The sequence below is a fragment of the Mycobacterium sp. PTI7 genome (genome assembly GCF_056679845.1).
Window position 1 is genome coordinate 1203839 of record NZ_CM155252.1, and the last position, 21925, is coordinate 1225763.

The following is a 21925-nucleotide window of genomic DNA, read 5'->3' on the forward strand; positions in this document are numbered from 1 at the left end:
CGGGGTGATGCAGGACACGGATGGGTCACGACGCCGCGCGTCACATTCGCGTCACATTTCCGGCCTGGGCTCGCAGCGGAGCACAATGGGCACGTGAGCACCGATCGTCTGCGCGTACTGGTGCTTGGTAGCACCGGGTCCATCGGCACCCAGGCGCTCGACGTCATCGCCGCCAATCCCGACCGCTTCGAGGTCGTGGGGCTCGCCGCGGGCGGCGGCAACGCCGACCTGCTGGCCCGCCAGCGGGCCGCCACCGGCGTCACCAAGGTCGCCGTCGCCGACCCCGAGGCCGCCGCCCGGATCGGCGACGTCACGTTCGCCGGGCCCGACGCCGCCACGCGGCTCGTCGAGGACTGCGAGGCCGACGTCGTGTTGAACGCGCTCGTCGGCGCGCTGGGCCTGCGGCCGACGCTGGCAGCGCTGGAGTCCGGCGCCCGGCTCGCGCTGGCCAACAAGGAATCGCTCGTCGCCGGCGGTCCGCTGGTGCTCAAGGCCGCGGCGCCCGGCCAGATCGTGCCCGTCGACTCCGAACACTCCGCGCTCGCGCAGTGCCTGCGCAGCGGAACGCCCGACGAGGTCGCGCGGCTGGTGCTGACGGCGTCCGGCGGACCGTTCCGCGGCTGGTCGGCCGCCGACCTCGAGCACGTCACGCCCGAGCAGGCCGGCGCCCACCCCACCTGGGCGATGGGCCCGATGAACACGCTCAACTCGGCGTCGCTGGTGAACAAGGGTCTCGAACTGATCGAGACCAACCTGCTGTTCGGCATCCCGTACGACCGGATCGACGTCGTCGTGCACCCGCAGTCGATCGTGCACTCGATGGTCACGTTCTGCGACGGGTCGACCATCGCGCAGGCCAGCCCGCCCGACATGCGGCTGCCGATCGCGCTGGCGCTCGGCTGGCCGGCGCGCGTCCCCGGCGCGGCTGCGGCCTGCGACTGGACCACCGCCTCGACCTGGGAGTTCGAACCCGTCGACGAGGCCGTGTTTCCCGCGATCGACCTGGCCCGGGAGGCGGGCACCGGCGGCGGTTGCCTGACCGCGGTCTACAACGCGGCCAACGAGGAGGCCGCCGCAGCGTTCCTCGCGGGGCGGATCGGCTTCCCGGCGATCGTGCGGACCGTCGGTGACGTGTTGCACGCCGCAGGTCAGTGGGCCGCGGAACCGGCTACCGTGGACGACGTACTCGACGCGCAGGACTGGGCCCGCGACAGGGCTCGCCGAGCCCTGGGTCAGCCCACACAGGAGGTTGCAGGAACCCGATGATGTTCGCAACGGGCATCGTGCTGTTCGCACTGGCCATTCTCGTCTCGGTGGCCCTGCACGAATGCGGTCACATGTGGGCGGCGCGCGCCACCGGCATGAAGGTGCGCCGCTACTTCGTCGGCTTCGGCCCGACGCTGTGGTCGACGATGCGGCCCAACCGCCTGGGCCAGACGGAGTACGGCGTCAAGGCCGTTCCGCTCGGCGGGTTCTGCGACATCGCCGGCATGACCGCCGTCGAGGAGCTGACGCCCGACGAGAGCCGGTACGCGATGTACCGCCAGAAGGTGTGGAAGCGCGTCGCCGTGCTGTTCGCCGGACCCGCCATGAACTTCGTCATCGGCCTCGTCCTGGTCTACGGCATCGCCATCGTCTGGGGCCTGCCCAACCTGAATCAGCCCACCAATGCCATGGTCGGCGAAACCGCCTGTGTCGCATCGCAGATCAGCAAGGAAGAAGTGGGCGAGTGCACCGGCCCGGGTCCCGCCGCGCTGGCGGGCATCCAGGCCGGCGACGTCGTGACCAAGGTCGGCGACACGGACGTGGCCAACTTCGACGAGCTGGTGGCCACGGTGCGCAAGCTCGACGGCCCGACCGCGTTCACCGTCGAGCGGCCGGACCCCGCACGCGACGGCGCCACGCGCGAGTTCACCACCACCGTCGACGTGACCCGTGCCGACCGGTTCACCTCCGCCGACGCGACGGCGCCCACCCCGGTCGGAGCCGTCGGCATCGCGCCCGCGACGTTCGGGCCCACGCAGTACAACCCGCTGTCGGCGGTGCCCGCCACCTTCGCGTTCACCGGCGACCTCGCCGTGGAACTCGGCAAGTCGCTCGCCAAGATCCCGACCAAGGTCGGGGCGCTGTTCGACGCCATCGGCGGCGGCGAGCGCGACAAGGAGACGCCGATCAGCGTCGTCGGGGCCAGCATCATCGGCGGCGACACCGTCGACCACGGGCTGTGGGTGATGTTCTGGTTCTTCCTGGCGCAGCTGAACTTCGTGCTCGGGGCCATCAACCTGCTGCCGCTGCTGCCGTTCGACGGCGGCCACATCGCGATCGCCACCTTCGAGAAGCTGCGGAACATGTTCCGCAGCGCCCGCGGGATGGTGGCCGCCGCGCCCGTGAACTACCTCAAGTTGATGCCCGCCACCTACGTCGTCCTGGTCGTGGTGGGCGCGTACATGCTGTTGACGGTCACCGCCGACCTGGTCAACCCCATCAGGATCTTCCAGTAGGAGCCCCCGTGACCACCTCCATCGGACTGGGCATGCCGGCACCGCCGGCCCCCACCCTCGCCCCGCGACGCAAGACCCGCCAGCTCATGGTGGGCGACGTCGGCGTCGGCAGCGACCACCCCATCGCGGTGCAGTCGATGTGCACCACCAAGACCCACGACATCAACTCGACGCTGCAGCAGATCGCCGAACTGACCGCGTCGGGCTGCGACATCGTCCGCGTCGCGTGTCCGCGGCAGGAGGACGCCGACGCTTTGCCCGCGATCGCCAAGAAGGCGAACATCCCGGTGATCGCCGACATCCACTTCCAGCCGAAGTACATCTTCGCCGCGATCGATGCCGGCTGCGCTGCGGTCCGCGTCAACCCGGGCAACATCAAGGAGTTCGACGGCCGGGTCAAGGAGGTCGCCAAGGCGGCCGGCGCGGCGGGCATCCCGATCCGGATCGGCGTCAACGCCGGCTCGCTGGATCCGCGGCTCATGCAGAAGTACGGCAAGGCCACCCCGGAGGCGCTCGTCGAGTCCGCGCTGTGGGAGGCGTCGCTGTTCGAGGAGCACGGTTTCGGCGACATCAAGATCAGCGTCAAGCACAACGATCCGGTGATCATGGTCGCGGCGTACGAGATGCTCGCCGAGAAGTGCGACTACCCGCTGCACCTCGGCGTCACCGAGGCCGGCCCCGCCTTCCAGGGCACGATCAAGTCCGCGGTCGCCTTCGGTGCCCTGCTGTCGCGCGGCATCGGCGACACCATCCGCGTGTCGCTGTCCGCGCCGCCGGTCGAGGAGATCAAGGTCGGCAACCAGATCCTGGAGTCGCTGAACCTGCGGCCGCGTGGTCTGGAGATCGTGTCGTGCCCGTCCTGCGGGCGCGCGCAGGTCGACGTCTACACCCTCGCCAACGAGGTCAGCGCCGGCCTCGAGGGCATGGACATCCCGCTGCGCGTCGCCGTGATGGGCTGTGTCGTCAACGGACCGGGCGAGGCGCGCGAGGCCGACCTCGGCGTGGCGTCCGGCAACGGCAAGGGTCAGATCTTCGTGCGCGGCGAGGTGATCAAGACCGTGCCCGAGTCGATGATCGTCGAGACGCTGATCGAGGAGGCGATGCGGATCGCCGAGGAGACCAACGCGGCCGCGGGCCCGGACGCAAGTGCGAGCGGTTCGCCGGTCGTGACCGTAAGCTGACGATGACCCTGTGAGCCGGGTCACCGCACCCCGCTGAACGTCGCACGTCCAGAAAGAAGCCCCATGTCGGCTCCTCCGCTCTTCCGCCTCGCCGACGAGCGTCGCGTCACGGTGGTTCGCGACGCCGCGGCGGTGCGCCGGGTGCTCGCCGACGACCCGGTTGGCTCCTGCATGGTGGCGTCGCGGGTGGCCGACCACGGGGTGGATCCGACGGCCATCGGCGGCGAGCTGTGGACGCGACGCGAGCCGGGGCAGTCGCTGTGCTTCGCCGGCGCGAACCTCATCCCGCTGCGCGGCACGCCGTCGGACGTCACCGCGTTCGCGGACAAGGCGATGAGTTCGCCGCGGCGGTGCTCGTCGCTGGTGGGCCACGCCGAACTGGTGCTGCCGATGTGGGAGCGGCTCGAGGGTGCCTGGGGGACCGCACGCGACGTGCGCGAGGACCAGCCGCTGATGGCCCTCGACCACGATCCGGAGTGCGCGATCGACCGGAACGTGCGACCGGTCCGGATGGACGAACTCGACGCCTACCTCGTCGCCGCCATCGACATGTTCATCGGTGAGGTCGGCATCGACCCCCGGCTGGGCGACGGTGGCCGCGGCTACCGCAGGCGCGTCGCCGGACTGATCGCGGCGGGTCGGGCGTGGGCCCGGTTCGAGCGCGGCGAGGTGGTCTTCAAGGCCGAGGTGGGCTCGCAGTCGCCCGCGGTCGGCCAGATCCAGGGCGTGTGGGTGCATCCGGACTGGCGCGGTCGCGGCCTCGGGTCCGCGGGCACCGCCACGCTGGCCGGCGCGGTGGTCCACAGCGGACGCATCGCCAGCCTGTACGTCAACGCGTTCAACGCGGTGGCGCGCGCCACCTACGACCGGATCGGCTTCACCCAGGTCGGCACGTTCGCCACCGTCCTGCTCGACTGACGCCCGGAACGCACGATCTCGCGGGGATCAACGCACGATCACGGTCGGATCTCGACGACGTCGGTGCGCCTCCGCCGGATCGGCGAGTCATACTCTTAACATCAGCCTCAATGGCATCGCTAACCTCATCCGTATCACGGGCAGCCGCGTTGCTGACGGTCACCGTCCTCGCCGCGAGCGCCCTCGGCGCGTGCACGCCCAAGCCGCAGGGTCCCGAGCCGACGGCGGAGGCGTTCTTCGCCGCCCTCGCCACCGGCGACACCGCCCGTGCCGCCGACCTCGCCGACAAGCCCGCCGACGCCCGCGCCGCGCTGAACGAAGCGTGGAAGGGGTTGCAGGCCTCCGAACTCGACGCCCAGGTGCTGGGCTCGCGCTGGGCCGAGGACACCGGCAGCATCACCTACCGGTACACCTGGCACCTGCCCAAGAACCGCACCTGGAGCTACGACGGACAGCTCAACATGGTCCGCGACGAGGGGCGATGGGAGGTCCGCTGGAGTGCCGCGGGTCTGCACCCCAGCCTCGGCGAGCACCAGAAGTTCGTGCTGCGCTCCGACCCGCCGCGCCGCGCGTCGGTCAACGAGCACGGCGGCAGCGACGTCCTGGTCCCGGGCTACCGGTACGGCTACGCCCTGGACGCGCGCGCCGCGGCCGGCGACCTGATGGCCACCGCCACGGCCGTCGCCGACGCGCTGCGCCCGTTCGACCCGGCCATGGACGCGCAGCGGCTCGCCGAGACCGCCAGCTCGTCCACCCGCCCGCTGACGCTCGTCACCCTCAACCAGGCCGACCACGACCGCGTGCAGGCGCTGATCGGCAACCGGCCCGGCGTGGCGGTCACCCCCCAGCCCGATCTCATCGCCACCGACGACAGCTTCGCGCCGGCCATCATCGACCAGGTCAAGAAGTCGGTCACCGATCAGGTGGACGGCGAGGCCGGCTGGCGCATCGTCACCGTCAACCAGAACGGCGCCGAGGTCGACGTGCTCAACGAGGTGCCGGGTGCGCCCGCCCCGTCGATCACGATCAGCTTGGATCGGGCCGTCCAGAACGCCGCGCAGGACGCCGTCGACATGGTCGGCAGGAAGGCGATGATCGTCGCGATCAAGCCGTCGACGGGGGAGATCCTCGGCGTCGCGCAGAACGCGGCGGCCGACGCCGACGGCCCGACGGCCACGATGGGCCTCTACCCGCCGGGATCGACGTTCAAGATCGTCACCGCGGGCGCCGCCATCGACCGCGACATGGCCACGCCCAACACGCTTCTCGGCTGCCCCGGCCAGCTCGACATCGGCCACCGCACGGTGCCCAACTACGGCGGCTTCGACCTCGGGACCGTGCCGCTGTCGCGGGCCTTCGCCAGCTCGTGCAACACCACGTTCGCCGAACTGGCGAGCAAGATGCCGCCGCGCGGCCTCACCGCCGCCGCCGCCCAGTACGGCATCGGCCCCGACTACGTCGTCGACGGCATCACGACGGTCACCGGCTCGGTGCCCCCGACCGTCAACCTCGCCGAGCGCACCGAGGACGGCTTCGGCCAGGGCAAGGTCCTCGTCAGCCCCTTCGGCATGGCGCTGGTCGCGGCGACCGTGGCCGCGGGCAGAACGCCGGTGCCGCAGCTGATCGAGGGTCGCAACACCGCGATCACCGACGGCGGCGCACCCATCTCGCCGAAGATGATCGACGGACTCCGGCCGATGATGCGACTGGTGGTCACCAACGGCACGGCCAAGGACCTCAACGGCGTCGGCGACGTGCGCGGCAAGACCGGCGAGGCGGAGTTCGAGGGCGGCTCGCACGCCTGGTTCGCCGGATACCGGGGCGACCTCGCCTTCGCGGCGCTCATCGTCGGCGGCGGCAGCTCGGAGTACGCCGTGCGGATGACCCGCGACATGCTCAACGGCCTGCCGCCGGACTACCTCGCCTGACCCGACCGCGGTGATCACCCCGGCGGTAACGTTGGTGTCCTCATGAACGGGATGGACGCGAACGGCATGAACGGCATGAATGGCATGGACGGCGACCCCGCGCGCATGCAGGTGGCCGTCGGCGCCGACGCGCTGCGCATATCGGACGCCGACCGCAACGGGACGCTGCGCCGCCTCCACAACGCGGTCGCGCTGGGCCTCATCGACATCGACGAATTCGAGGAGCGCTCGGCGGCGGTGTCGCGTGCCCGGCTGCAGTCCGAACTGGCCGCGCTCGTCGGCGACCTGCCGGGTCCCGGCGCGATCGTCACCACGGCCACCGACCGGGTCGAACTCCGCGGTGTCCTGGGATCGCTGAAGCGGCAGGGGGAGTGGGTGGTGCCGACCCGGCTCGCGCTGGTGCGCCGCATGGGCTCCATCGACCTCGACCTGACCCGGGCACGGTTCGCCGGGTCGATCGTGGTCATCGAACTCGACATGAAGTTCGGCTCGCTGGACCTCCGGCTGCCCGACGGCGCCAGCGCCTCGATCGACGACCTCGAGGTGATCGTCGGCAGCGCCCGCGACCACCGCAAGGACGCGCCCGCCGAGGGCAGGCCGCACGTGATCCTGACCGGGCGCAGCGTCTGCGGCTCGGTCGACATCCGCGGACCCCGCCGGGCCGGGCTCGGCCGCCTACGGCGCGGCTAGCGCGGCGCCAGCACCGCGAACGTCAGCGTCGCCCGTGCCGCGAGCCGGTCACGGCCGGCGTCGACGACGTCGACCGCGGTGACGATCAGCCGCCGGCCCGCCCGCACCACCGTGGCCTCGGCCCGCGCCGGCCCCTCGACGATCGGGGCGAGGAAGTGCACGTTCATGTCGGCGGTCGTCACGTCGCAGCCCGCGACGTCGCCGGCGAGACGACCCGCGGCGATGTCGATGAGCGTCGCCACCAACCCACCCTGGATCGCGCCGCGCACGTTGACGAGGTCGGGCCGGTTGTCCATCTCGATGACCAGCCGCTCGCGGTCCTTCTCCAGCGACTGCTCCACGTCGCGCATGCCCAGCCGTCTCAGCAGGTGTTCCTGATCGCTCACCGCCCGACGGTAACACCATTACCGCTGGTTGGGGCATGGTGGCGGCGGAGCCCGATCCCGACTGATTAGGCTGGTCCGATGGCCGTTCGCACCGCCCTCCGATCCGGTGAGTTGTCACCGACGCTGCCCGTCCCCAACGCCATCGAGCGTCCGGAGTACGCCTGGAAGCCGACCGTCCGCGAGGGCTCGGAACCCTGGGTGCAGTCACCCGACGTGATCGAACGGATGCGCGTCGCAGGGCGGATCGCCGCCGACGCGCTGGCCGAGGCGGGCCGCGCGGTCGCACCCGGCGTCACCACCGACGCCCTCGACCGCATCGCGCACGAGTACATGGTCGACCACGGCGCCTACCCGTCGACGTTGGGCTACAAGGGCTTTCCGAAGTCCTGCTGCACGTCGCTCAACGAGGTGATCTGCCACGGCATCCCCGACTCGACGGTCATCGAGGACGGCGACATCGTCAACATCGACGTCACAGCGTTCATCGACGGCGTCCACGGCGACACCAACGCGACGTTCCTCGCGGGGGACGTCGCCGAGGAACACCGTCTACTCGTGGAGCGCACCCACGAGGCCACCATGCGCGCCATCAAGGCCGTCAAGCCCGGACGCGCGCTGTCGGTGGTGGGCCGGGTCATCGAGTCGTACGCGAACCGATTCGGCTACAACGTGGTTCGCGACTTCACCGGCCACGGCATCGGCACCACCTTCCACAACGGACTCGTCGTCCTGCACTACGACCAGCCGGAGGTGGACACCATCCTGCAACCGGGGATGACGTTCACCATCGAGCCGATGATCAACCTCGGCGCGCTCGACTACGAGGTGTGGGACGACGGCTGGACCGTCGCCACGCGGGACAAGAAGTGGACCGCGCAGTTCGAGCACACCCTGGTGGTCACCGACGACGGCGCAGACGTCCTGACGCTGGCGGACTGATCCCGGTGGGCGGACTGCGCATCCGCGTGCTGGCACTGGCCGCCGCGGCCGCCCTGTGCGCCGGCTGCGGTACCGCCGTCGAGGGGACGGCGACGTGGCCCGGCGCGCGACTCGAACGGGCCGTCCTCACCGCGGCCGACTTCCCGCCCGGCGTCGAGTACGACGTCGTGGAGAACGCGCCCGCCGCATCCGACGGTCCCGGCGGGCCGCCGGCGATGCTGTCCGAACCCCGCGGGTGTGCCAACGGACTGACCGAGGTCATCGCCGCGTCCGCCGAGCGCGGGCCGGGCAGCGCGATCCGCTACGTCGTGGCCTACGACGGCGCCCGCATCCTCGTCACGGTGCTGTCGTGGCCGTTGGACCTCGACGGACTCGCCGAAGAGGCGGACCGGTGCGGCGCCTTCCAGGCGTTCTTCGACTCGTCGTCGCCGGGGATACCGATGACGACGACCGAGCTGCCCGCGCCGCGGCCCGACACGCTCACCTACCGCCAGACGATGCGGCTCGGTGGCGCCGAGAGCAGCGTCTACTTCTGGTTCGGCAACGTCGGATCGTCGGCGGTGTTCGCCGTGGCGTTCCCGACCCCGAATCCGGCGATCGGCGTCAAAGCCGAATTGCCGCAGACGTTTATGGACGTCGCCGTCAAGCAGGCCGACCGGTTGGGAGCCTCCTGAACGGCGGGTGCGAGAGCCATGCCGGGCAGAGGAAATCGTCCCCCCACATGATCAATCCCTGTAGCGTTGGCTGATGCCTTCGTCCGTGCTCACCGTCGACGGGTTCTCCGCGACCGTCGACGTCTCCGGTCCCGAACAGGGGTCGGTGGTGGTGCTGCTCGGTGCGGCCAACCAGGGTCCGTCGGCGTACGAGGGCGTCTGTCAACGACTGCACACGGCGTCGCTCAAGACCATCGTGATCGCACCCGATCCGCGGCTGTCGGCCAAGGTGGTGGTGAGCATCCTCGACACCCTGGGCGTCCGCTGGGCGCTGCTCGTCGGCGACCGCGTCGGCGGGGAGCTGGCGTGGGAACTCGCCGCGACGCGGCTGGACCGGTTCATCGGCCTGGTGGTCGTCGACCGGGGACACCCGTGTGTCACCGACCAGGCCGGCATCATCCGCGACGCCGACTGCCCGCCCGTCGAGGTCAACGTCACCGCACTCGTCAGCTCGCCTGCCGCGAAGGCCGTGGCCCGGGCCAGCCAGCGCTTCGTCTACGGCGACTACCGCCTCGTGGAACTGCTGGGCCGCCGCAACGCCCACGAGTCGACCGCGCAGCTGGCCGCCGAGATCGTGATGCGCACCAGCACCTGGTAGTCACCGCCGGGCGGGGCGGAACCGATCCCCTCGATCTGGGATCGGTTGTCCGCCACGCCTTCTCCTCAGGGCTTGTCGAGCACCACCTCGTCGCCGGTCGCGGTTAACTCGACCTGCTTGATCGGGCCGGTGAACCACTTCTTCACCGATGCGTGCCAGTAGACGTACAGCAGGATCAGCACGCCGCCGACGAGCAGCGGGGTGTAGTTCACGAACTTCCACTCGAAGGCGTCGCCCCACGGCACGCCACCCGACGACGTCGGGAACATGGCGATGATCGACGTCACGACGATCTCGATCACGGCGACCGGCGCCATCCAGCGGTGATGTCCGCGCAGGTTCCACTTGCCCACCGGGAAGTCGTCACCGGCGCGCCACCGCAGGTAGATGGGCACGGCGAAGCACAGGTACAGGCCCACCACGCCGATCGACACCACCGCGAAGAACGCCACCGGCACGGGCGCCCCGTTGATGTCGACCTCGACGAGCGCGGGCAGCGTGATGATCATCGCCAGTACCGCCGTCACGATCACGCCGTTGGCCGGGATCTTGTTCTTGCTGACCTTCGACCAGAGCTGGTGGCCGGGCACGGCGCGGTCGCGGCTGAAGGCGAACAGCATGCGCGATGCGCTGGTCTGGCACGCCGTCGCGCAGAACAACTGGCCGGCCGTCGAGATCAGCAGCACGACGCCGACCCAGGGCGGGTCCATCGCCTGGGCGAAGATGCCGACGACGGCGCCACCGCCCGCGGACACCGCGTCGGAGTCGTTGACCGCGAACAGGAACGTCAGCAGCAGGATCCAGCCGCCGATCGCCGAGTAGAAGATCGACCGCCAGATGCCCTTGGCCGCACCATCGGCCGCGCTCTTGGTCTCCTCTGACAGGTGCGCCGAGGCGTCGTAGCCGGTGATCGTGTACTGCGTCAGGATCGCCGAGATCGGCAGCACCAGGAACAGGAAGCCGATGCCCGACGTGGTGCCGCCGAACATGCCGCTGTTGTTGATGGTCTTGGCGAACACGTCGCCGAAGCTCGCGTGCTGCGCGGGGACGACCCACAGGATGACGATGACCGCCGACGCGCCCGCGACGTGCCACCACACCGACACGTTGTTGATGACGGCCAACAGGTGCGAGGAGAAGATGTTGACCGTCGCCGACAGCGCCAGGATCACGACGAAGATGACGAACGTCCGCGTGAGGCTGTAGCCCGCGAGCCACGTCTCGCTGAACGTGCCGAGGGTCAGGTCGAGGAACGTCGCGGCGCCGTAGGCGACCGACGCCAGGATGGCGATCAGCCCGATCAGGTTGAGCCAGCCGGTGTAGAAGCCGGCCTTGGGCCCGCCGAGTCTGGCCGCCCACCAGTAGATGCCGCCCGAGGTGGGGAAGGCCGACACCAGTTCGGACATGCACAGCCCGATGATGAGGATGAAGACCGAGACGACCGGCCAGCCCCAGGCGATCGCGGCGGGGCCGCCGTTGTTCCAGCCGAGGCCGAACGAGGTGAAGCAGCCCGCCAGGATCGAGATGATCGAGAACGAGATGGCGAAGTTGCTGAAGCTCGACCAGGAGCGGTTCAGCTCCTGGGTGTAGCCCAATGACGCGAGGTGCTTCTCGTCGTCGTCCAGTAGTTCGTGACCCTCTGGCACGGTGATACTCCTTCTCCGGAGCGCTAGCTCGTCGGGGCCGGTCCTTGACGCGGCTCACTGCCTAGGCAGAATAGGACTGCATTGGTCGGCTGTCCTACCTTTGGCGGTGACAGTCGTGTAAATCTGAGGGGGATTCGCCGGAACGTCGGCGGGCCAATGGTTGAATTTCCGGCACGTCCGATGAGGGAGAGCCCATGACGCCCAGCACCAACCCCCGGCCCGGCATGCTTCCGCAGGCGGAACTGGAACGGCTGATCGCCGACGGCGACGTGGACACCGTGATCGTGGGCTTCACCGACATGCAGGGCCGGTTGATCGGCAAGCGCATCTCGGCGCGGCTCTTCGTGGACGACGTCGCCGCCCACGGCGCGGAGTGCTGCAACTACCTGCTCGCGGTCGACGTCGACAACAACACCGTCGACGGCTACGCGATCTCGAGCTGGGAGACCGGCTACGGGGACATGGTGATGACGCCGGACTTCTCCACGCTGCGGCTACTGCCCTGGCAGCCCGCGACGGCGCTGGTCATGGCCGACCTGTCGTGGACCGACGGCACGCCCGTGCACCAGGCGCCGCGCACCATCCTGCGCAAGCAGCTCGACCGGCTCGCCGAGCGCGGCATGGGCGCCATCGCCGCGACCGAACTCGAGTTCATGGTGTTCGACGACTCCTACCGCGACGCCTGGAAGGCCGATTACCGCCACCTGACGCCCGCGACCGACTACAACATCGACTACGCGATGCTGGCGTCCACGCGGATGGAGCCGCTGCTGCGCGACATCCGCCGCGGCATGGAGGGCGCGGGCATGTACTGCGAGGGCGTCAAGGGGGAGTGCAACCTCGGGCAGCAGGAGATCGGCTTCCGCTACGACGAGGCGCTGGTCACCTGCGACAACCACACCATCTACAAGAACGGTGCCAAGGAGATCGCCGACAAGCACGGCAAGAGCCTGACGTTCATGGCCAAGTTCGACGAGCGCGAGGGCAACAGCTGCCACATCCACATCTCGTTCCGCGGCGAGGACGGTGGTGCGGTGTTCGCCGACGAGGACGACGAACTCGGGATGTCGGCGATGTTCCGCAGCTTCATCGCGGGCCAACTCGCCACGCTGCGCGAGTTCAGCCTGTTCTACGCGCCGAACGTCAACTCCTACAAGCGATTCGCCGACGGCAGCTTCGCGCCCACGGCCGTCGCGTGGGGCATGGACAACCGCACCTGCTCGCTGCGCGTCGTCGGCCACGGACCGGGCATGCGCATGGAGTGCCGGGCACCCGGCGGCGACGTCAACCAGTACCTTGCCGTCGCCGCGCTGATCGCCGGCGGGCTGCACGGCATCGACCAGGGCCTCGCGCTGCCGGACATGACCGAGGGCAACGCGTACACCTCTGGCGCGGAACGTCTTCCGACCACGCTCGCCGAGGCGGCCGAGCTGCTCGACGGGTCCACCGTCGCGCGGTCGGCCTTCGGCGACGAGGTGGTGGACCACTACCTCAACTACGCGCGCGTCGAACTCAAGGCCTACAACGCGGCCGTCACCGACTGGGAGAGGCGACGTGGCTTCGAACGCCTCTGAGCGGCACGTCCGCCCGGTCGTCGGGCTGACCACCTACCTGCAGCAGGCGACGACCGGCGTGTGGGACGTGAAGGCGAGCTTCCTGCCCGCCATCTACATCGAGGGCGTCACCCTCGCCGGCGGCATCGCCACGCTGCTGCCCCCGCAGCCGGTCGACGAGTCGATCGCCGAACGCGTCCTCGACGGCCTGGACGGCCTGGTCATCACCGGCGGCAAGGACGTCGACCCCGCCGCCTACGGGCACGACCCGCACCCCACCACCGACGACCCGGCGCGCGACCGCGACGCGTGGGAGTTCGCGCTGCTGCGCGGCGCCCTGGCGCGACGGATGCCGGTGCTCGGGATCTGCCGTGGCGCACAGGTGCTCAACGTCGCGCTCGGCGGGACGCTGCACCAGCACCTGCCCGACGTACTGGGCCATTCGCGCCACCAGGCGGGCAATGCCATCTTCACGACGTCGTCGGTGCGCACGGTGCCCGGCACCAGGCTGGCCGAGCTGATCGGCGAGTCGTCCGACGCGCAGTGCTACCACCACCAGGCGATCGACCGGCTCGGCGACGGGCTGGTGATCTCCGCGCAGGACGGCGTCGACGGCGTGATCGAGGCGGTCGAACTCGACCGCGTCGCGCACCCGGACACCTGGGCACTCGCGGTGCAGTGGCACCCCGAGGAACGATTGGACGATCTGCGGCTGTTCGCCGGCGTGGTGCACGCCGCGGCCGCATACGCAGGAGAAGGGGTTCGATGACGGACAGCACCGGCACGCTGATCAACCCGGCGACCGAGGAGGTGCTGCGCACCGTCGAGCACCTCGACACCGGGGCCGTGGACGACGCGGTCGCGCGGGCCGTGGCCGCCCAGAAGCGCTGGGCCAAGCTGGCTCCCGCCGCACGCGCCGAGGGGCTGCGTGCGTTCGCCGAGACCGTCGACGCCCACGTCGACGAACTCGCCGCACTCGAGGTGGCCAACTCCGGGCACCCGATCGGCAACGCGGAGTGGGAGGCGGGCCACGTCCGCGACGTCCTTCGGTTCTACTCGGGCAGCCCGGAACGGCTGTCCGGTCAGCAGATTCCCGTCGCGGGCGGACTCGACGTGACCTTCCACGAGCCGCTCGGCGTCGTCGGCGTCATCACGCCGTGGAACTTTCCGATGACCATTGCCGCGTGGGGGTTCGCCCCGGCGCTCGCGGCGGGCAACGCCGTCGTGGTCAAGCCGGCCGAGTGGACGCCGCTGACCACCGTCCGGCTCGGCGAACTCGCCGTCGAGGCGGGCCTGGACCCGGACCTGTTCCAGGTGCTGGTGGGCCGCGGGTCGGTGGTCGGCGACCGGTTCGTCACGCACCCGGACGTCCGCAAGGTCGTCTTCACCGGGTCCACCGAAGTGGGCACCCGCGTGATGGCCGGGGCGGCGGCGCAGGTCAAGCGCGTCACCCTGGAACTCGGCGGCAAGAGCGCCAACATCGTCTTCGACGACTGCGACCTCGAGAAGGCCGCCGCGACCGCACCCTACGGCGTGTTCGACAACGCCGGCCAGGACTGCTGCGCCCGCAGCCGGATCCTGGTGCAGCGCAACGTCTACGACCGGTTCATGGAACTCCTCGAACCGGCCGTCAAGGGCGTCGTCGTCGGCGATCCGACCGAGCGCGGCACCGAGATGGGCCCGCTGGTGGCCAAGCGGCACTGGGAGTCGGTCTCCTCCTACGTGCCCGACGACGCGCCGGTCGCGTTCCGCGGCTCGGCGCCGACGGGCCCCGGCTACTGGTTCGCGCCGACGGTGCTCACCCCGCAGCGCACCGACCGCACCGTCACCGACGAGATCTTCGGCCCGGTGGTCACGGTGCTGCCCTTCACCGACGAGGCCGACGCCATCGAGATGGCCAACGACACCCCGTACGGGCTGTCCGGGTCGATCTGGAGCGAGAACCTCTCGCGTGCCATGCGGGTGTCCCGCGCGATCGAGTCGGGCAACCTCAGCGTGAACTCGCACAGCTCGGTCCGCTACACCACGCCGTTCGGCGGGTTCAAGCAGTCCGGACTGGGTCGTGAGCTGGGTCCCGATGCGCCACTGCACTTCACGGAGACCAAGAACGTCTTCTTCGCCATCTCAGAGAACACCTAGAAAGGACATGATGGATCTGACACAGCGCCTTGCCGGCAAGGTGGCCGTCATCACCGGCGGCGCCAGCGGCATCGGCCTGGCCACGGCCAAGCGGATGCGTGCCGAGGGCGCCACCATCGTCATCGGCGACATCGACCCCACCGCGGGCAAGTCGGTCGCCGACGACCTGAACGGCACCTTCGTGGCCGTCGACGTGTCGGACCAGGCGGCAGTCGACGCGCTGTTCGACACCGCGGCCGAGACGCACGGCTCGGTGGACATCGCCTTCAACAACGCGGGCATCAGCCCGCCCGAGGACGACCTGATCGAGAACACCGGCATCGACGCGTGGGACCGGGTGCAGGACATCAACCTCAAGTCGGTGTTCTTCTGCTGCAAGGCCGCACTGCGCCACATGGTGCCGCAGCAGCGCGGCTCGATCGTCAACACCGCGTCGTTCGTCGCGGTCATGGGGTCGGCCACCTCGCAGATCTCCTACACCGCGTCCAAGGGCGGCGTGCTGGCGATGTCGCGGGAACTCGGCGTGCAGTACGCCCGGCAGGGCATCCGCGTCAACGCGCTGTGCCCGGGACCGGTGAACACGCCCCTGCTGCAGGAGCTGTTCGCGAAGGATCCGGAGCGGGCGGCCCGCCGGCTGGTGCACGTCCCGGTGGGGCGGTTCGCCGAGCCCGAGGAACTGGCCGCCGCGGTGGCGTTCCTCGCCAGCGACGACGCCTCGTTCATCACCGCGTCGAGCTTCCTCGTCGACGGCGGCATCAGCGGCCACTACGTGACACCGCTGTAGGGCGACCGTCGTGACGTCCGTACCAGAGCAGCAGCCGACGGCCGAGCGCCCCGACGCCAAGGCGCCGGCATCGGACCTGCTGCGTCCGGTGCGGCTGGGCAACGCGTTCGAGGACACCGTGGCGCGACTGCTCGAGACGATCCGCCTCGGAGTGCTCGCGCCCGGGGAGTCGCTGCCGCCCGAGCGGGAACTGGCGACGCGGCTCGGGGTCAGCCGCGACACGGTGCGCGAGGCCATCAAGTCACTCGCCGACGCGGGCTACCTGGTGTCGCGGCGGGGTCGCTACGGCGGCACCTTCCTCGCCGACGACCTGCCGACGCCGCGCGCCGACGCGATCCGGTTCGACCGTGCCGACATCGACGACGCGCTGCGGCTGCGGGAGATCCTCGAGGTCGGTGCGGCGCGGATGGCGGCGAGTCGCACGCTGACCGCCACCGAGCGCGAGACGCTGTGGAGCAGGCTGTGCGACGTGCGCGGCGCGGACCCGGAGGACTACCGACGCCTCGACTCGCGGCTGCACCTGGCGATCGCCGAGGCCGCGGGTGCGCCGTCGCTGGTGCCCCTGGTCGCCGACAACCGGATGCGCATCAACGAACTGCTCGACCAGATCCCGCTGCTCTCGCTCAACATCGCGCACTCCGACGAACAGCACGAGGCCATCGTGATGGCGATCCTCGCCGGCGACGCCGACGGGTCCGCCGAGGTGATGGCCGCCCACGTCTGGGGTTCGGCGGCGCTGCTGCACGGCTTCCTGGACTGACGACCCCTCCGGCGAGCGTGCGTGTCTGCGGGCGACATGCCGAGCGCGGACCTGACTTTGCGCACGCTCGCCGGGGGCGTCACCGACTAGATTGCACCTGGTGGAGGACGAGTCGGCGGTGGAGCGGGCGGCGTCGGCGCTCGCCGACGTCGACACCGCCGGGTGGGCGCAGCGCTTCGACCTGCTGTCCGATCCGCACCGCCTGGAGATCCTGCTCGGCCTGCACCGCGCCCCGGGCATCCGCGTCGGCGACCTGGCGGCGGCGCTGAATCGCTCGGAGAACGCGGTGTCGCAGGCGCTGCGGGTGCTGCGCGAGCAGGGGTGGGTGACCAGCACCCGGCAGGGGAGATCGGTGAGCTACCGGCTGGACGACGAGACCGTGCACGACCTGCTGCACTGGATCGGCGCCCGCCACGGGTGAGTCCGCGTCGTCAGTCGAAAGTCCTTTGTCGAAAGTCGTCCGCGAGCGCCGAGTGTGCGCAACAGTCGCTGAGATGAGCACCGCCGAGGATCCGACCGCCGACCGGGCGCTGAAGGCCAGGCACCGCGCGCTGTGGGCGTCCGGCGACTATCCGGCCGTGGCGTCGGAGCTGATCCCCGAACTCGGTCGGGAACTGGTGCGCGCGTGCCGAATCAGTGCCGGTGACCGGGTGCTCGACGTCGCCGCGGGGGCCGGCAACGCCGCCATCCCGGCCGCGGCCGCGGGCGCCGTCGTCACCGCCAGCGACCTGACGCCCGAACTCTTCGCCGCGGGCCGTGACGCCGCGGCCGCGCACGGCGTCGACCTCGAGTGGACCGAGGCCGACGCCGAGGCGCTGCCGTTCGACGACGACTCGTTCGACGTCGTGATGTCCTGTGTCGGAGCGATGTTCGCCCCGCACCACCAGGCGACCGCCGACGAGCTGGTCCGGGTGTGCCGGCCGGACGGCACCATCGGGATGATCAACTGGACGCCCGCGGGCTTCATCGGTCGGCTGTTCGCCACGCTCAAGCCGTACGCGCCGCCGCCCCCGCCGGGCGCGAGCCCGCCGCCGCTGTGGGGCGACGAGGACCACGTGGCGGAGTTGTTCGGCGATCGGGTGACGGCGCTGACGACGCACCGGCAGACGGTGCGGCTCGACCACTGCACCGACCCGCTGGAGTTCCGGGAGTACTGGAAGCGCAACTACGGCCCGACGATCGCCGCCTACCGGTTCACCGCCGACGACGCAGGCCGGGTGGCCGCCCTCGATCGCGAGTTCCTGGCGTTCCTCACCGACTGGCAGCAGGACGACGGTGCCTGGGACGCCGAGTATCTGGTGGTGACCGCGACCGCCCGGTAGGGCCTGCCCGCTCGATATCTGTTCACCTGGACAGATGTCGAGGACTGCGCCTACGCTCCACCGATGAGCGTCGAGTCCACCGCGGGGGCGTCACCGACGATCCGCTCCGCCGCCTTCGACCGTGTCGACGGTAGGTCGATCGCCGGGATGTCGGCGGTGGTGCTGGTGCTGCACGTCTTCGGGTGGGGGGTGCTGGTCTTCGGGGTCGCACCGCAGCACATCACGCTGGGGTCGGAGGGGGTGTTCGGCGTCGGACTCGGGGTGACGGCCTATCTGCTGGGCGTCCGTCACGCCTTCGACGCCGACCACATCGCCGTCATCGACAACACCACCCGCAAACTCGTCGGCGAGGGCCGACGATCGGTGTCGGCCGGATTCTGGTTCTCCCTGGGACATTCCAGCGTGGTGTTCGCCCTGGCGCTGCTCCTCGCCCTGGGCGTGCGCGCGCTGGCCGGGCCCGTCACCGACGACGGCTCACCGATGCTGCAGACCCTGGGCCTGATCGGCTCGGTCGTCGCCGGCACCTTCCTCATCCTGATCGGCCTGACCAACCTCGTCGCGGTCGTCGGCATCGCCAAGGTGGCCCGCCGCATGCGCGCCGGGGACCTCGACGAAGCCCAACTCGAACACCACCTGCACAACCGCGGCCTCCTGGCCCGCCTGCTGGGACGGGTCACCAGCCGGGTCGCCGAGCCGTGGCATCTCTATCCCGTCGGGCTGCTGATGGGTCTGGGCTTCGACACCGCCACGCAGGTGGCGCTACTGGTACTGGCCGCCGGGACCGCCGCGTTCACCCTGCCCTGGTACGCGATCATGGTGCTGCCGGTGCTGTTCGCGGCCGGGATGAGCCTGTTCGACGCCCTCGACGGCATCCTCATGTCCCGCGCCTACGGCTGGGCGTTCCTGCAACCGATCCGCAAGGTCTACTACAACCTGACCGTGACGGTGCTGTCGGTGCTGGTCGCCCTGGTCATCGGCGTCGTGGTCCTCGCGGGCCTGATCGCCGAACGCCTCGACCTGCACACCGGGCCGCTGGCCGCCATCGGCAACGCCGACCTCGACGCCGTCGGCTTCCTGATCGTCGCCATGTTCCTGCTCGCCTGGCTGATCGCCGTGGCCATCTGGCGACTCGGCCACCTCGACGAACGCCCGGCACCCACGTCCTGACCGGCGCTACACGATGCCGAGCAGTGCGTTCTCGACGATCTCCGACAGCGCGGGATGGATCCAGTACTGCCCCGTGGCGATCTCGGCTGCCGTCTGCCCGAGGCTCATGCCCTGGATCAGCGGCTGGATGAGCGTCGACGCCTGGTACCCGAGCAGATGCGCGCCGAGCAGCGTGCCGGTCGCCCGGTCGCCGATCACCTTCGCGATGCCGGTCTGATCCTCCATGGCCCAGCCGTAGGCGGTGTCGCCGTACCTCTGCACCTTGACGACCACGTCGTAGCCCTGGGCGCGGGCCTCGGCCTCGGTGAGTCCGACCATCGCGATCTGCGGGTCGGTGAACACCGCCGACGGGACGTACCGGTGGTCGCTGCGGACCATGCCGGCGGTGTCGTCCCAGTCGCGCAGCAGGTTGTGTCGCACGACCCGCATCTCGTGGTTGGCGACGTGCTTGAGCTGCCAGGCCGACGACACGTCGCCCAGCGCGTAGATGCCGCGTGCCGTGGTGCGCTGGTGATCGTCGACGACCACCATGCCGCCAGCGGTGACCTCGACCCCCGCAAGGTGGGCATCGAGCATGTCTCCGTTGGGGATTCGTCCGGTGGCGACGAGGAGGACGTCGGCGCTCAGCTCCTTGCCGTCGTCGAGTTCGAGGACGATCCGATCGCCGTCGTGGTGCGAGCCGACGACGTTCTCGTGGGTCCGCACGTCCCACTTCTCGGTGGCAAGGCTGGTGTAGGTGTGGCAGATCGTCTCGTCGCAGTGCGTGAGCAGGCCGTCCCCGCGGACGACGATCGTGATGCGCACGCCGAGTGCGGAGAACACGTGCGCGAACTCCGCGGCGACGAACCCGCCGCCGACGATCACCATGTGCTCGGGCAGTTCGGGCATCCGCATCACGGTGTCGCTGGTCTCGTAGTGCACGCCGCATTCGAGGATGGCCGGCGGCACGTTGATCCGCGAGCCCGCGGCGATGACGACCTGATCGGAGGTGAACTCCTCGCCGGCGGCGGTGATCAGCAGGTACCGACCGTCGGACCGGGTCGGCCCGAACCGGGTGTGGCTGCGGTACACGTCGATGTTGGGCTGGCTGCTCTTGTACGCCTCGCCGCTCGGACCGATCGGGTCGATGCGGCCGAACACCCGATCGACGACGTCGCGCCACCGGACACCGTCGATGTGCGCGTCGACGCCGAATCGCGAAGCGTGCCTGACGGTTTGGGCGACCTCGGCGGCGTAGACGAACATCTTGGTGGGAATGCAGCCCACGTTGAGGCACGTCCCGCCGAAGGTCCCCTCCTCGGCGATGGCGATGCGCATGTCGCCGTAGCGCGGGTCGAACGCCGTGTCGGGGATGCTGTTGCCCGATCCGGTGCCGATGATGGTCAGGTCGTAGTGCTCCACGTGTGTCAGCCTCGTTCGGGTCGGATGGGGGTGGACGGCAGGTCGGCCATCGGGTCGGCCACCGCCTCGGGGACGAAGCGGTCCAGCCAGCGGTCGAGTTCCCGGTACGCGGCCTGACGGGGCTCGGCGAGGGAGAGGAAGACGTCGTGCTTGGCGTCGGCGATGGGCGCCACCGTCGTGTGGTTGCCCACGCAGCCCGCCCATCTCGCGATCTGTGCGACGTTCAGGACGGCGTCGCCCCGCTGGATGGCCTCGGAATCGGGCGCCTCGCGCACGCTGTGGTCGGACCGCAGCACCAGGTTGGGCACGCCGACGTCGAGGCCACGGTGCAGCGCGGCCTGCCCGCGACGGATCGCGTTGATCCACCCGAACGTGATGGGGAAGCCGCCCACGGGCTTCCAGTCCAGGTTGTAGTCGAACTCGCCCGCGTAGTCGCGGTGCAGGGAGGTGCCGTAGCCACCGGGGGTCGGCTTGCGGACCACCGTCGTCTTGCGCCACCTGCCGAGCGCCTTCAGTGCGGCCGACGTCGGTGCCGACCGCAGGATCGCCGGCCCGTGCAGGTCGAGGAACGGACTGTTGAGCACCAGGCCGCAGACGTCGGCCGCGGCCGTCGCGCCGCGGCTGCGCAGCCGGTCCAGGAACAGCGTGGCGATCAGGCCGCCGGCGGAGTGGCCGTAGACGATCACCTCGGCACCGCCGGTGTCGGCGGCCACCACCTCGAGCGCGCGCTCCAGTTCGGCGTCGTAGCTCGCGAGGTCGGTCGTGAAGTGCGGGGTCTGGTCCCCGCGCCGCGAGCGTCCGCACTTGTGCAGATCGACGGCGTAGAAGGCGAAGCCGCGTGCGGCGAACCGGTCGGCGAGTTCGGTGTGGAAGAAGTAGTCGGTGTACCCGTGCAGCGCGAGGATCGCGAGATCGGAGCGGCCGCCCCCGCCGCGGCGCACCAGGGTGGCGACCAGGTCGCCCTCGCCGTCGGGGTCCGGGCCCAGGGGGAGCGTGTGCTGCCAGTAGTCGGGTAGTACGTCGGGCTCCCATGCGGACGGTGACCCATTCACGTCGTCAACTCTAGGCCGGGGGCCTTCCGCGAGGTCCGTGGACCGCCGGACCGGGTGTGATTCGTCACCGTGCGGCGCGGCCGGTATGCCACCCGTGCTCGGGCGGGGCCGTAGGCGACCGGGTGGGTGCCCCGCACCCGGCCGCCGACGCATCGGTCCGGCAGGCACTCTGACCTGCCCGTACGGCGAGAATCACGGCGCTCGCGCCCGCGCCGCCACGGACGCGAACGGGCGCCGGAGCAGCCGG

Annotated in this window: 21 protein-coding genes; 17 read left to right on the forward strand and 4 right to left on the reverse strand. The window is 70.4% G+C overall.

The annotated features are described in order from the left end of the window. Positions 1–93 precede the first annotated feature (93 nt). The 6 genes from dxr (at position 94) to AC1MEY_RS05865 (ending at position 7218) form a co-directional block, all read left to right on the forward strand. Positions 94–1266, forward strand: coding sequence for a 1-deoxy-D-xylulose-5-phosphate reductoisomerase (gene dxr, locus AC1MEY_RS05840; protein WP_480229762.1), 1173 nt, complete (start codon positions 94–96; stop codon positions 1264–1266). Beyond that, complete coding sequence (locus AC1MEY_RS05845) at positions 1263–2501, forward strand: M50 family metallopeptidase (RefSeq protein WP_480229763.1); 1239 nt, start codon at positions 1263–1265, stop codon at positions 2499–2501. Before dxr ends, AC1MEY_RS05845 begins: the two co-directional genes overlap by 4 nt. 32 nt (positions 2502–2533) lie before the next feature. Beyond that, entirely contained in the window at positions 2534–3682 is a 1149-nt protein-coding gene (gene ispG / locus AC1MEY_RS05850) for a flavodoxin-dependent (E)-4-hydroxy-3-methylbut-2-enyl-diphosphate synthase (protein WP_480231318.1), read from the forward strand. Between the two features lie 63 nt (positions 3683–3745). Further along, on the forward strand, positions 3746–4600 hold the full coding sequence (locus tag AC1MEY_RS05855) for a GNAT family N-acetyltransferase (protein ID WP_480229764.1): 855 nt from the start codon (positions 3746–3748) through the stop codon (positions 4598–4600). Between the two features lie 110 nt (positions 4601–4710). Further along, entirely contained in the window at positions 4711–6528 is a 1818-nt protein-coding gene (locus AC1MEY_RS05860) for a penicillin-binding transpeptidase domain-containing protein (protein WP_480229765.1), read from the forward strand. A gap of 105 nt (positions 6529–6633) precedes the next feature. Next, entirely contained in the window at positions 6634–7218 is a 585-nt protein-coding gene (locus AC1MEY_RS05865; RefSeq protein WP_480231319.1) for a DUF1707 SHOCT-like domain-containing protein, read from the forward strand. On the opposite strand, the gene AC1MEY_RS05870 is transcribed toward AC1MEY_RS05865, so the two are convergent. Further along, positions 7215–7568 (reverse strand): PaaI family thioesterase, encoded by a 354-nt coding sequence (locus AC1MEY_RS05870; RefSeq protein WP_480231320.1) that lies wholly within the window; start codon positions 7566–7568, stop codon positions 7215–7217. The two genes, AC1MEY_RS05865 and AC1MEY_RS05870, sit on opposite strands and share 4 nt — an antisense overlap. Before the next feature lie 114 nt (positions 7569–7682). Here AC1MEY_RS05870 and map point away from each other — a divergent pair, with 114 nt between their 5' ends. The 3 genes from map to AC1MEY_RS05885 all read left to right on the forward strand — a co-directional run bounded on the left by map (position 7683) and on the right by AC1MEY_RS05885 (position 9854). Next, complete coding sequence (gene map, locus AC1MEY_RS05875; protein ID WP_480229766.1) at positions 7683–8543, forward strand: type I methionyl aminopeptidase; 861 nt, start codon at positions 7683–7685, stop codon at positions 8541–8543. A 5-nt stretch (positions 8544–8548) separates the two neighbouring features. After that, positions 8549–9217 carry a hypothetical protein gene (locus AC1MEY_RS05880; protein ID WP_480229767.1) on the forward strand — a complete coding sequence of 223 codons (669 nt, stop codon included), beginning with the start codon at positions 8549–8551 and terminating at the stop codon, positions 9215–9217. A gap of 73 nt (positions 9218–9290) precedes the next feature. Then, complete coding sequence (locus AC1MEY_RS05885) at positions 9291–9854, forward strand: alpha/beta fold hydrolase (protein WP_480229768.1); 564 nt, start codon at positions 9291–9293, stop codon at positions 9852–9854. Positions 9855–9919: 65 nt separating this feature from the next. Here the strand turns inward: AC1MEY_RS05885 and AC1MEY_RS05890 are convergent, their stop codons facing one another. Then, the gene (locus AC1MEY_RS05890; RefSeq protein WP_480229769.1) at positions 9920–11500 is read right to left on the reverse strand and encodes an amino acid permease; all 1581 of its coding nucleotides are present in this window, start codon (positions 11498–11500) and stop codon (positions 9920–9922) included. A gap of 194 nt (positions 11501–11694) precedes the next feature. Here AC1MEY_RS05890 and AC1MEY_RS05895 point away from each other — a divergent pair, with 194 nt between their 5' ends. From AC1MEY_RS05895 to nicT, 8 genes are all read left to right on the forward strand, one after another. Then, entirely contained in the window at positions 11695–13074 is a 1380-nt protein-coding gene (locus AC1MEY_RS05895; RefSeq protein ID WP_480229770.1) for a glutamine synthetase family protein, read from the forward strand. After that, positions 13055–13822 carry a gamma-glutamyl-gamma-aminobutyrate hydrolase family protein gene (locus AC1MEY_RS05900; RefSeq protein WP_480229771.1) on the forward strand — a complete coding sequence of 256 codons (768 nt, stop codon included), beginning with the start codon at positions 13055–13057 and terminating at the stop codon, positions 13820–13822. The genes AC1MEY_RS05895 and AC1MEY_RS05900 overlap by 20 nt, the downstream gene beginning before the upstream one ends. Next, positions 13819–15192 carry an aldehyde dehydrogenase family protein gene (locus tag AC1MEY_RS05905; RefSeq protein ID WP_480229772.1) on the forward strand — a complete coding sequence of 458 codons (1374 nt, stop codon included), beginning with the start codon at positions 13819–13821 and terminating at the stop codon, positions 15190–15192. Before AC1MEY_RS05900 ends, AC1MEY_RS05905 begins: the two co-directional genes overlap by 4 nt. 7 nt (positions 15193–15199) lie before the next feature. Further along, the gene (locus AC1MEY_RS05910; protein ID WP_480229773.1) at positions 15200–15976 is read left to right on the forward strand and encodes a 3-oxoacyl-ACP reductase; all 777 of its coding nucleotides are present in this window, start codon (positions 15200–15202) and stop codon (positions 15974–15976) included. Between the two features lie 76 nt (positions 15977–16052). Beyond that, complete coding sequence (locus AC1MEY_RS05915) at positions 16053–16736, forward strand: FadR/GntR family transcriptional regulator (RefSeq protein WP_480231321.1); 684 nt, start codon at positions 16053–16055, stop codon at positions 16734–16736. A gap of 100 nt (positions 16737–16836) precedes the next feature. Next, on the forward strand, positions 16837–17157 hold the full coding sequence (locus AC1MEY_RS05920; protein ID WP_480229774.1) for an ArsR/SmtB family transcription factor: 321 nt from the start codon (positions 16837–16839) through the stop codon (positions 17155–17157). A gap of 73 nt (positions 17158–17230) precedes the next feature. Beyond that, positions 17231–18058, forward strand: coding sequence for a class I SAM-dependent methyltransferase (locus tag AC1MEY_RS05925; RefSeq protein ID WP_480229775.1), 828 nt, complete (start codon positions 17231–17233; stop codon positions 18056–18058). 147 nt (positions 18059–18205) lie between these two features. Next, on the forward strand, positions 18206–19225 hold the full coding sequence (gene nicT, locus AC1MEY_RS05930; RefSeq protein ID WP_480231322.1) for a Nickel transporter NicT: 1020 nt from the start codon (positions 18206–18208) through the stop codon (positions 19223–19225). A 6-nt stretch (positions 19226–19231) separates the two neighbouring features. Here nicT and mtr read toward each other — a convergent pair whose 3' ends face one another. Next, positions 19232–20626 carry a mycothione reductase gene (gene mtr, locus AC1MEY_RS05935; RefSeq protein ID WP_480229776.1) on the reverse strand — a complete coding sequence of 465 codons (1395 nt, stop codon included), beginning with the start codon at positions 20624–20626 and terminating at the stop codon, positions 19232–19234. A 5-nt stretch (positions 20627–20631) separates the two neighbouring features. Beyond that, positions 20632–21678 (reverse strand): alpha/beta hydrolase, encoded by a 1047-nt coding sequence (locus AC1MEY_RS05940; protein ID WP_480229777.1) that lies wholly within the window; start codon positions 21676–21678, stop codon positions 20632–20634. Positions 21679–21925 lie beyond the last annotated feature (247 nt).

Excerpts from the sequence above, each read along its gene's own strand:
- AC1MEY_RS05870 (WP_480231320.1), bottom strand. The coding sequence starts at position 7,568 with ATGCGCGACGTGGAGCAGTCGCTGGAGAAGGACCGCGAGCGGCTGGTC.
- AC1MEY_RS05845 (WP_480229763.1), top strand. The coding sequence starts at position 1,263 with ATGATGTTCGCAACGGGCATCGTGCTGTTCGCACTGGCCATTCTCGTC.
- map (WP_480229766.1), top strand. The coding sequence starts at position 7,683 with ATGGCCGTTCGCACCGCCCTCCGATCCGGTGAGTTGTCACCGACGCTG.
- AC1MEY_RS05855 (WP_480229764.1), top strand. The coding sequence starts at position 3,746 with ATGTCGGCTCCTCCGCTCTTCCGCCTCGCCGACGAGCGTCGCGTCACG.
- AC1MEY_RS05860 (WP_480229765.1), top strand. The coding sequence starts at position 4,711 with ATGGCATCGCTAACCTCATCCGTATCACGGGCAGCCGCGTTGCTGACG.
- AC1MEY_RS05905 (WP_480229772.1), top strand. The coding sequence starts at position 13,819 with ATGACGGACAGCACCGGCACGCTGATCAACCCGGCGACCGAGGAGGTG.
- AC1MEY_RS05925 (WP_480229775.1), top strand. The coding sequence starts at position 17,231 with ATGAGCACCGCCGAGGATCCGACCGCCGACCGGGCGCTGAAGGCCAGG.
- AC1MEY_RS05865 (WP_480231319.1), top strand. The coding sequence starts at position 6,634 with ATGCAGGTGGCCGTCGGCGCCGACGCGCTGCGCATATCGGACGCCGAC.
- AC1MEY_RS05910 (WP_480229773.1), top strand. The coding sequence starts at position 15,200 with ATGATGGATCTGACACAGCGCCTTGCCGGCAAGGTGGCCGTCATCACC.
- AC1MEY_RS05895 (WP_480229770.1), top strand. The coding sequence starts at position 11,695 with ATGACGCCCAGCACCAACCCCCGGCCCGGCATGCTTCCGCAGGCGGAA.
- ispG (WP_480231318.1), top strand. The coding sequence starts at position 2,534 with ATGCCGGCACCGCCGGCCCCCACCCTCGCCCCGCGACGCAAGACCCGC.
- AC1MEY_RS05885 (WP_480229768.1), top strand. The coding sequence starts at position 9,291 with ATGCCTTCGTCCGTGCTCACCGTCGACGGGTTCTCCGCGACCGTCGAC.
- nicT (WP_480231322.1), top strand. The coding sequence starts at position 18,206 with ATGTCGGCGGTGGTGCTGGTGCTGCACGTCTTCGGGTGGGGGGTGCTG.